Origin of the sequence: Sulfitobacter sp. HI0129, from assembly GCF_001635395.1 — a bacterium.
GTDB lineage: Bacteria > Pseudomonadota > Alphaproteobacteria > Rhodobacterales > Rhodobacteraceae > Sulfitobacter.
In genome coordinates, this window is sequence record NZ_LWGH01000339.1 from 1 (window position 1) to 8,054 (window position 8,054).

The 8,054-nt window shown below is 67.2% G+C and carries 9 protein-coding genes and 1 other RNA gene; 5 read left to right on the plus strand and 5 right to left on the minus strand.

All coding sequences use genetic code 11. From position 1 onward, the window contains the following. The 3 genes from A3764_RS08455 to A3764_RS08465 form a co-directional block, all read right to left on the minus strand. A partial coding sequence (locus tag A3764_RS08455; RefSeq protein WP_067951481.1) for a capsular polysaccharide biosynthesis protein occupies window positions 1-1,511 on the minus strand: 1,511 nt, incomplete at its 3' end. A gap of 9 nt (window positions 1,512-1,520) precedes the next feature. Then, window positions 1,521-2,654, minus strand: a complete 1,134-nt coding sequence (locus tag A3764_RS08460; protein ID WP_201722148.1) for a polysaccharide biosynthesis/export family protein — start codon at window positions 2,652-2,654, stop codon at window positions 1,521-1,523. Window positions 2,655-2,769: 115 nt separating this feature from the next. Continuing rightward, entirely contained in the window at window positions 2,770-4,062 is a 1,293-nt protein-coding gene (locus A3764_RS08465) for a capsule biosynthesis protein (RefSeq protein WP_067928827.1), read from the minus strand. 128 nt (window positions 4,063-4,190) lie between these two features. On the opposite strand from A3764_RS08465, the gene A3764_RS08470 reads away from it, so the two are divergent. The 5 genes from A3764_RS08470 (at window position 4,191) to nusB (ending at window position 7,221) form a co-directional block, all read left to right on the plus strand. Beyond that, on the plus strand, window positions 4,191-4,781 hold the full coding sequence (locus tag A3764_RS08470; RefSeq protein WP_067928829.1) for a riboflavin synthase: 591 nt from the start codon (window positions 4,191-4,193) through the stop codon (window positions 4,779-4,781). Further along, window positions 4,778-4,993, plus strand: coding sequence for a hypothetical protein (locus A3764_RS08475; protein ID WP_067928831.1), 216 nt, complete (start codon window positions 4,778-4,780; stop codon window positions 4,991-4,993). The genes A3764_RS08470 and A3764_RS08475 overlap by 4 nt, the downstream gene beginning before the upstream one ends. A 66-nt stretch (window positions 4,994-5,059) precedes the next feature. Further along, a complete protein-coding gene (gene ribB / locus A3764_RS08480; protein ID WP_067928834.1) occupies window positions 5,060-6,187 on the plus strand; it encodes a 3,4-dihydroxy-2-butanone-4-phosphate synthase in 1,128 nt (375 codons plus the stop codon). A gap of 3 nt (window positions 6,188-6,190) precedes the next feature. Then, window positions 6,191-6,742 (plus strand): 6,7-dimethyl-8-ribityllumazine synthase, encoded by a 552-nt coding sequence (locus A3764_RS08485; protein ID WP_067928836.1) that lies wholly within the window; start codon window positions 6,191-6,193, stop codon window positions 6,740-6,742. After that, window positions 6,739-7,221, plus strand: a complete 483-nt coding sequence (gene nusB, locus A3764_RS08490) for a transcription antitermination factor NusB (protein WP_067928838.1) — start codon at window positions 6,739-6,741, stop codon at window positions 7,219-7,221. The genes A3764_RS08485 and nusB overlap by 4 nt, the downstream gene beginning before the upstream one ends. Before the next feature lie 100 nt (window positions 7,222-7,321). Here nusB and ssrS read toward each other — a convergent pair. Then, window positions 7,322-7,475, minus strand: a non-coding RNA gene (gene ssrS, locus A3764_RS08495) — 6S RNA. 43 nt (window positions 7,476-7,518) lie between these two features. After that, on the minus strand, window positions 7,519-8,054 hold a 536-nt coding region (locus A3764_RS08500; protein ID WP_067951483.1), incomplete at its 5' end, for a hypothetical protein.

Below are 8,054 nucleotides of genomic sequence, written 5' to 3' on the forward strand. Positions count from 1 at the left end.
GATGCGTCATCCTCGACCTGGCCGGGGACGAGCAGGCGGGGGCGGCCCGGGGGGGTGTCTGCCGGAAAGCCCTCGCCCTGTGCATCGAGGTTGTATTTGCTGAGTTTGCCTCTTCGCAGCCGGTCGATGATGGCCTCGGCCCGCGCCTGTTGGTCGGGCCGCAACTCGGCCCGCGCCGCGATTAGCTGTTCCAGCCTGCTGGGGCGGGCGGGATCGTAGTAGATGCCCAGATCGTCGCAGACCAGCGACAGGGGCGGCACGAGGGCGGCCCCCAGCCCGCGTGAGCGCAGGAAGCCGTCCTCCACCCGGACGGTTTCGCGGTCTTCCGCGTCGGCCTTGCCGGCCCAGACCATGCGCCGCCGTCCCGTTCTTTGGGCAATGGTCGCCGCGCGGGCGGGATCGTCGGCAAAGCGGACGGGCCTCACCTGACCGAAGAAGCCCTGCAGGGGGCGGCGTTTCCACAGGCGCATGCCGGAGGCGACCCAGCCTTGCCGGTCCTCCCGCCAAGCGCGAGCCTGTGCCGCGAGCGCCTCCATCGCGGTTTCAAGCTGGCAGAGCCGGTCGCGGTGCGGGTCGTACCATGTGGGGTAGAGGATCATCGCGGCGGCGAAGAGTTGCGCGCGGGTCAGTTTGCGCTGGCGGCGCTGAACGGGGAATTCGTCCTCCGTCAGGCCCCAACCGGCGTAGAAGGGCTGGCCGAAGACGCGGGGGCGGTGGCCTGCGAAGATCGCCTCGAACCCCAGTTGGGAGGAGACGGTGTAGACGCCCACCGCGCCTTCGAGCAGGCTCCATGGGCTGACCGGACCCGAAAGCAGGGTGACGCGGTCGCTGGTATCTTGCGCGTCGAAGTGCCCGGCCCGGTGGCCCGCGCGCGTTTCGGGGTGAGTCTTGATCACGATGCGCGCGCCGGGGTGTTCCTGCTGGGCATAGACCAGCATTTCGAGAAAGCGCGCCCGGTCCGCGCCTGACGCGGTGACGGAGGCGTCGCCCCGGGTCTGGTCGATCACGAGGACATAGCCCGGTTCCGGCACCGGGTGGGCGGGGTCGAAACCGCTGTATTTGCTCAGATGCGCCTCGCGCAGGCGGGCGATGGCGGCGCGGGCGCGGTTGAGAAGCGCGGTATCGTCGAGCGGATGTTCCGTGAGCAGGGTCTCAAGGTCCGAGGGCCGCGCCGGATCGAAGTGATTGCCCCGGCTGTCGATCAGCAGGCCCAGCGGTGGCTCGCCTGCGCGACCGGGGTGGAGCGAGCGCAGCATCGCGTCCTCGACGAAGACGAGCGGCACGTCGCGCCGTGCTGCCACCCGCCGCCCCCGGTGGGCGGTGGGGGAATTGCCCCAGACGGCGACGGCATCCCCCGGCCCCGGCAGGCCGAGGTGCAGCGAATGGCCCGAAAGCTGCAGGATGCGCCGCACCCGCCGGTTGGTCACGAAACCGCCGTTGTAGACGAAAAGCCGCCGGGTCCTTTCGGAACCGGCGGCGGGGGTGTCGTGGATGTCAGGCCCGGGGCCCATGCGGTCGCGTCAGCCCGAAGTGAGGGTTGCCAGCGAGGAGGCGGAGCCCGCGGTGCCCGTGATGGCGGAGATCACCTTGCTCCACTGGGTGAAGGGGGCTTCGGTCACGTAGAGCGTATCGCCGTCGCGGATCACGAAGTCGCGGGCCATGAACATGCCGTTAGGCTGGGTGAGGTCGAGCACATAGACCATGCGCTGCGCGCCCAGCAGATCCTGCCGGCCCAGCACCTGTTCGGCCACTTCCTCGGGTTCGTTGCGGAAGATGAAGACGCCGGTGGGATCGGCGCTGAGCGGGTTCAGGCCGCCGACCTGCGCGATGCCTTCCAGCGCCGAGAGGTTCTGCGATTCGAAGGGCACCTGTGCCTGCCCGCCTGTCGCGCCGAGTGCTGTGAAGGAGCGCGAGTCCTCCTCCACGAGGATCTGGTCGCCGCCGCGCAGCGCGATGTCGAGTTCGGGGTGATCGTAGAGGTCTTCGAACCAGATCTTGTCGCGCATGTTGCCGCGTACCACGGTGACCTGCGCGATTGCCGGTTCGATCGTCACGCCGCCCGCGCGCGCCAGCATGGTGCCCAGCGTCCGGGTCGGGCGTTCGATGGCATAGACGCCCTGCGCCCCCACGGCCCCGATGAGCGAGACGGTGGCCCCGTCACCGGCCATGCGGCGCACCTGCACCTGCGGATCGGGCGTCTGTTCGGCGAGCTTGTTGGTGATGATGCGGCGGATCGCTTCGGGCGAGTTGCCCGCCGCCCTGATCCGGCCCGCGTAGGGCACGAAGATGAAGCCGTTGCCGTCGACCTGTATCTCTTCAAGGATGGTGGCCGCACCGGTATCCCCAGCGAGCAGCCCGTCATCCACGTTTTCCCAGATCGTCAGGCCCAGGATGTCGCCCGCGCGTATCGTGTCGGAGCCGATCTGGCCTGCGTTCTTGAACGCGGGCGAGAAGCCGAGCGCCGGGGTGATGGCGGTGGCGCGGGTGACGCGGTCGTTCACCGCGACGATGAAGGCATCGCCTTCCTTTTGCACGGAACCAGAGTAGATTTGCCGCTTGTTCGGGCCCACCTGGGGCAAGCCGCAAGCGGATAGGACGGACAACGCCGCGATGAAAGCGACGGGACGTGCCCAGCGGAAATGTACGAAATTCACTGCCCGGTCTCCTCGACCTGTTTTATTCTGCCTCGTATTCGCCGGTTTTTTCGACGTAATTTCCCGAAAGCTACTGCAGAACGGGGGACAAATCTACTGTGAGGGCGGTGCCGGGTCAGGTGACGACGCGCAACTGTTGCCGAGGTGCCGCGGTGCCGAGGCTGAGCGCTTCATAGGGATCTTCGGGCGCCAGCATCATGTCGACCACCTGCCGCATGAGCTGTGTGCGCCCGCGCGCGGAATAGAAGCCCCCCGGCACCTGCGAGGTTTCGAGCAGGTAGCGGCGGTAATCCTTGTAGGCGCGGTTGTCGGGCCGGGTGGCCCCGGCGAAGAATTCCGGCAGGGGCTGTTCGGAGACGAATTCGGGCTGGTTGTAGACCGCCCGCCCGAAGACCCGCAGCGGGATCCCGCGCCACAGGACCTGTTGCCCGGCGGTCGAATTCACCGTGACGGCGCTGCGCGCATCGTTGAGCAACTGCGCAAGCTTGCCGCCACGGACGTAGTGCACCCGCGCCGCCACATTATGCAGCCGGGCGAGGCGGCGTATTTCGCCGCGCAGGGGCACGCGGCCGTCCTCCAGCGGGTGGGCCTTGACCACGAGGTGGTGATGCTGGGGCGCGCCGCGGGCGAAACCTTCGATCACCAGTTCGAGGAAATCCGACATCGTGTCGAAGGGGGAATGCATCTGGAACGCGCTGTCATGTTCCAGTTGCAGCAGCGCGAGGTGATAGGGGAACCCCCCCAGCCTGATCCGCAGGGTGGAGGCCAGCCGGTCCAGTGCCAGTGCGGGCATCAGCAGCAGCCGCTTGACGTAGAGCTGAAACTCCTTCGTGACCGGCAGGCTGCGGTGCGGGCGGAAGTTGCGGTAATCGCCGTTCCGGAACATGACGAACCAGTGATAGAGCGCGCCGTAGAAGATATGGTGGCGCATGTCGCCCCAGTGGCCTGGGGGCAGGGGGGCCTCCATGTCGGACTGGGCGAGCGCCTGTTGCATCTGGGCGATGTCCATGTCCATCAGGCGCGAATTGCCGTTCGATCCGCCCCGTTCGTAGGTGATCCAATAGGGGCGCATGTAGCCTTCTTCGAAGACATGCACGGTGAGCCCCCGGGCCTTGGCCAGCGCGACCGCCTCGGCGTGGACGGGGCGCGTATCGCCGTAGAGCACCACGTCGGTCACGCCCTTTTCCGTCACGATACCGTCGAAGGTTTCGGGCCAGTCCTCCACCGTGCCGCGATAGGGCATGTAGCTTGCGGGGTGGAACCAGAAGGCGCGGTCGCCCGCGTTGAAGCCCACGCGCCAGACATCCGCCCCCGCCAGCCGCAGCATCTTGCCCAGCCGGTTGAAGAAGGGCCCGTGCGGACCCTGAAGGAACAGAAAGACCCGGTGTTCCGGGGATGGGGGTGTCATGGTGGTCCTCGGATAGCGTCGATGGGCCGAATGAACCATAGGATAGGGGCAGAAATGTGGCTCTGCACGCCCCTTGCCTCAGGGCGGCGCGGGGGGTACGCAGACCGCAGCACCGAAAGGAACCCTATATGTTCACCGGCATCATCACCGACATCGGCACCGTGCTCTCCGCCCGGCAGGAAGGCGACCTGCGCGCGCGGATCGCCACGGGCTACGACACCTCGGGCATCGACATGGGGGCATCGATCGCCAGCGACGGCATCTGCCTCACGGTCGTGGACCTCGGCCCCGACTGGTACGAGGTGCAGATCAGCGCGGAGACGGTGGCGAAAACCAACGTGGCAGGCCGCTGGAGCGAGGGAAGGCGGCTCAACCTCGAACGGGCGCTGCGCGTGGGCGACGAGTTGGGCGGGCATATCGTGTCGGGCCATGTTGACGGCGTGGCCGAGGTGGTGGCCCTGCGCGAGGAAGGCGACAGCACGCGGTTCACGCTGCGCGCCCCTGACGCGCTGGCCCGCTTTATCGCGCCCAAGGGATCGGTGGCGCTGAACGGCACCTCGCTGACGGTCAACGAGGTGGATGGCAGCACCTTCGGCGTCAACATCATCCCCCATACCAAGGAAGCCACCACATGGGGCGAGGTGGCGGAGGGTGATCGCATCAACCTCGAGATCGACACGCTGGCCCGCTACGTGGCCCGGCTGGCGGAGACCGCTTGAAACCCCGCGTCCTCGCTTCCCATGAGGATCCGAACGGCACCACCTGCGTCGACATTCTGGCCTTCCCCGACGGGCGCTTCGGCTATGCGATGTTCCGGCGCGATCCGGAAGACGGGCATGGCTGGCGGAAGACGGGCGCGCCCGAGGGTCCCCGTTTCGCCACCCGGGCCGAGGCCGAGCAGGCGGCGCGTGACCTCGCGCCCTGGGTCTAACCCGCTCTGGCTTTCCCGCATGTGCTGCGGTATCCAGCGCCCAAATCCGCCAGAGGGATGCCGACCATGAACTTTGAAACGCCCGGACCCGTCGAGGAAGGCCTGTCACAGGCGATTGCCCCCATCGAAGAGATCATCGAGGACGCGCGCGCGGGGCGCATGTTCATCCTCGTGGATCACGAGGACCGCGAGAACGAGGGCGATCTGGTGATCCCCGCGCAATTCGCCGACGCGCAGGCGATCAACTTCATGGCCACCCACGGGCGCGGGCTGATCTGCCTGCCGATGACGGCGGAGCGGATCGACCACCTCGGCCTGCCGATGATGGCGGTGAACAATTCCTCGCGGCACGAGACCGCCTTTACCGTCAGCATCGAGGCCCGCGAAGGCGTGAGCACCGGCATCTCTGCCGCCGACCGCGCCCTGACCGTGGGCGTCGCCATCAGCGAACAGGCAGGCCCTGCGGATATCGCGACGCCGGGCCATGTCTTTCCGCTGCGCGCGCGTGACGGCGGCGTGCTGGTGCGCGCGGGCCACACGGAGGCTGCGGTGGATATCTCGCGGCTGGCGGGGCTGAACCCCTCCGGCGTGATCTGCGAGATCATGAAGGAAGACGGCACCATGGCGCGGCTGCCGGACCTCGTGGAATTCGGCAAGCAGCACGGGCTGAAAATCGGCACGATCAGCGACCTGATCGCCTATCGGCACAAGCATGACAACCTGCTGACGGAACGCGATGCGCGCCCCGTCACCTCCGCCTACGGGGGGGAGTGGATGATGCGCATCTTCTCCGACCAGATCACTGGCACCGATCACGTGGTGCTGACCAAGGGTGACGTGACCACGCCGGAGCCGGTGCTGATCCGGACCCATGCGGTCAACGCGCTGGAGGATATCCTCGGCCTCGGGCCCACCCCGGCGGATGAATTGCCCGAAGCCATGCGGATCATCGCCGCCGAAGGGCGGGGCGCGGTGATCCTGTTCCGTGATCCCTTCCCGCGCCTGCGGCTCGACGAGGATGAGGACGAGGCGCCGCGCATCGTCAAGCGGACGGGGCTGGGGGCGCAGATATTGTCCTCCATGGGGCTGCACGAGCTGATCCTGCTGACGGACAACCCCGATACCCGTTACCTGGGCCTTGATGCCTATGCGCTGTCGATCGTGGGCACCCGCCCGATCACCCGAAAGGATTGAACCATGGCCGGAACCGAAACCCACACCGTCCTTCCCCGCCCGGAGTTCGACCGGCCCGTGAAAGTGCTCATCGTGGTCTCGCCCTATTACAGCGATATCGCCGAGGGGCTGCTGAAAGGCGCGCGGGCGGAACTGGAGGCCGCCGGCGCCACCCACGAGACGATCGAAATGCCCGGCGCGCTGGAGATCCCCACCGCCATCGGCATTTCCGACCGGCGGACGCATTTCGACGGCTACGTGGCGCTGGGCTGCGTGATCCGGGGCGAGACGACGCACTATGAGACCGTCTGCAACGACAGCAGCCGGGCGCTGCAGCTTCTGGGGCTGCAGGGGCTGTGCATCGGCAACGGGATCCTGACGGTAGAGAACCGCAAACAGGCCGAAGTCCGCGCGGATCCCGAAGGCCAGAACAAGGGCGGCGGGGCTGCCGCAGCGGCCTTGCATCTCATTGCGCTGGGCCGTAAGTGGGGCGCCCAGACCAAGGGTATCGGGTTCAAGCCGCTGGGGCAGGACACCGTTCTTGCCCAGGGATCAGACGGACAAGAGATCACATGACAGGCACCGCTCCGGGATTGTCCGGAAACCAGAAGCGCAAGATGAAATCGGCGGCGCGGCTCTATGCCGTGCAGGCGCTGTTCCAGATGGAACATTCGTCGCAGACCGTCGAACGGGTGCGCCGCGAATTCCTCGACCATCGCTTCGGCGCGACCTACGACGGTGAGGAGATGCTGGATGGCGACATCACGCTGTTCGCGCGCCTGCTGGAAGACGCGGTGAACTATCAGGCGCCGATCGACCAGATGACCGACCGGGCGCTGGTGGCGAAATGGCCCATTGCCCGGATCGACCCGACCCTGCGCGCGCTCTTTCGCGCGGCGGGGGCCGAACTGCGCGATACGGGCACGCCGCCCCGGGTGGTGATCTCCGAATATCTCGACGTGGCGCGCGCGTTCTTTCCCGACGGCAAGGAAGCCAGCTTCGTCAACGCGGTGCTGGACCATATGGCGCGCGAAGCCCGGCCGGAAGCGTTCTAGGACGCGCTGACCGCGCTCTCTTCACCCTTTTGCAAATACTCAAATCCCGCCCGCGCCACGGGCGGAGCGGATCTTTGCAGTCCGAAAGCGGGGGAGTGTGACGGGAACCACGCCTGCCGGTCGGTATTTATTCCCGAGGACCTGTATGTACAGGTGGGCGCCGGGTAATCGAACCAGGGCTCGACCAGAGCCAGCTCCCTCGGATTTGCTTAAGGCCACTGGAATGTAACGTCTCACGAACAGGGCAGAACCCGTCACGGACCCTAGGTAGGGCCGCGCCGACCCGCCGACAAGGGGTCAGTTGCCCGCCTCTTCCGTTTCCGTGACGAGCCTGTAGCGGCTCAGCTCCTCCGGCAGCAGGACATAGATTTCATCCGGCGGGGTCGCCAGCGCATGGCGCATGACCAGCGGGTCTATTCCCATCTCGTCGAGATAGCCCATCACCTCGCCCTGGCCGCGCTGGATGTCCTCCACGGCGACGAAGGCGGGCAGCAGCGTGCTTTCGCCGAAATAATGCTGATGCACCCCGACGGAGGCGCTGTCGGGCACGTGCCGCTCCGTCCCGGCGGCCAGCAGGTAGGGGCAGGCTGAATAGCAGATGTCGCCGTCGCGCAGGGCGGTGGCGATGCCGCCCCGGCGCAGGTAGCGGCCAAGGTCGAGCGCATCGCCGACCGAGCCGCCCGGTGAATTGAGGTAGACGCGGGAGGGCGCAGGCTCCAGCGCCTCCAGTTGCTTGACGATCCGTTCCGCGTCGCCCGCCTCGATGGCGCCTTCCAGCAGGGCCGCGGCGCCGGCCTCCACCGGGGTCAGTATCAGCCGGTCGGGCAGGGCGG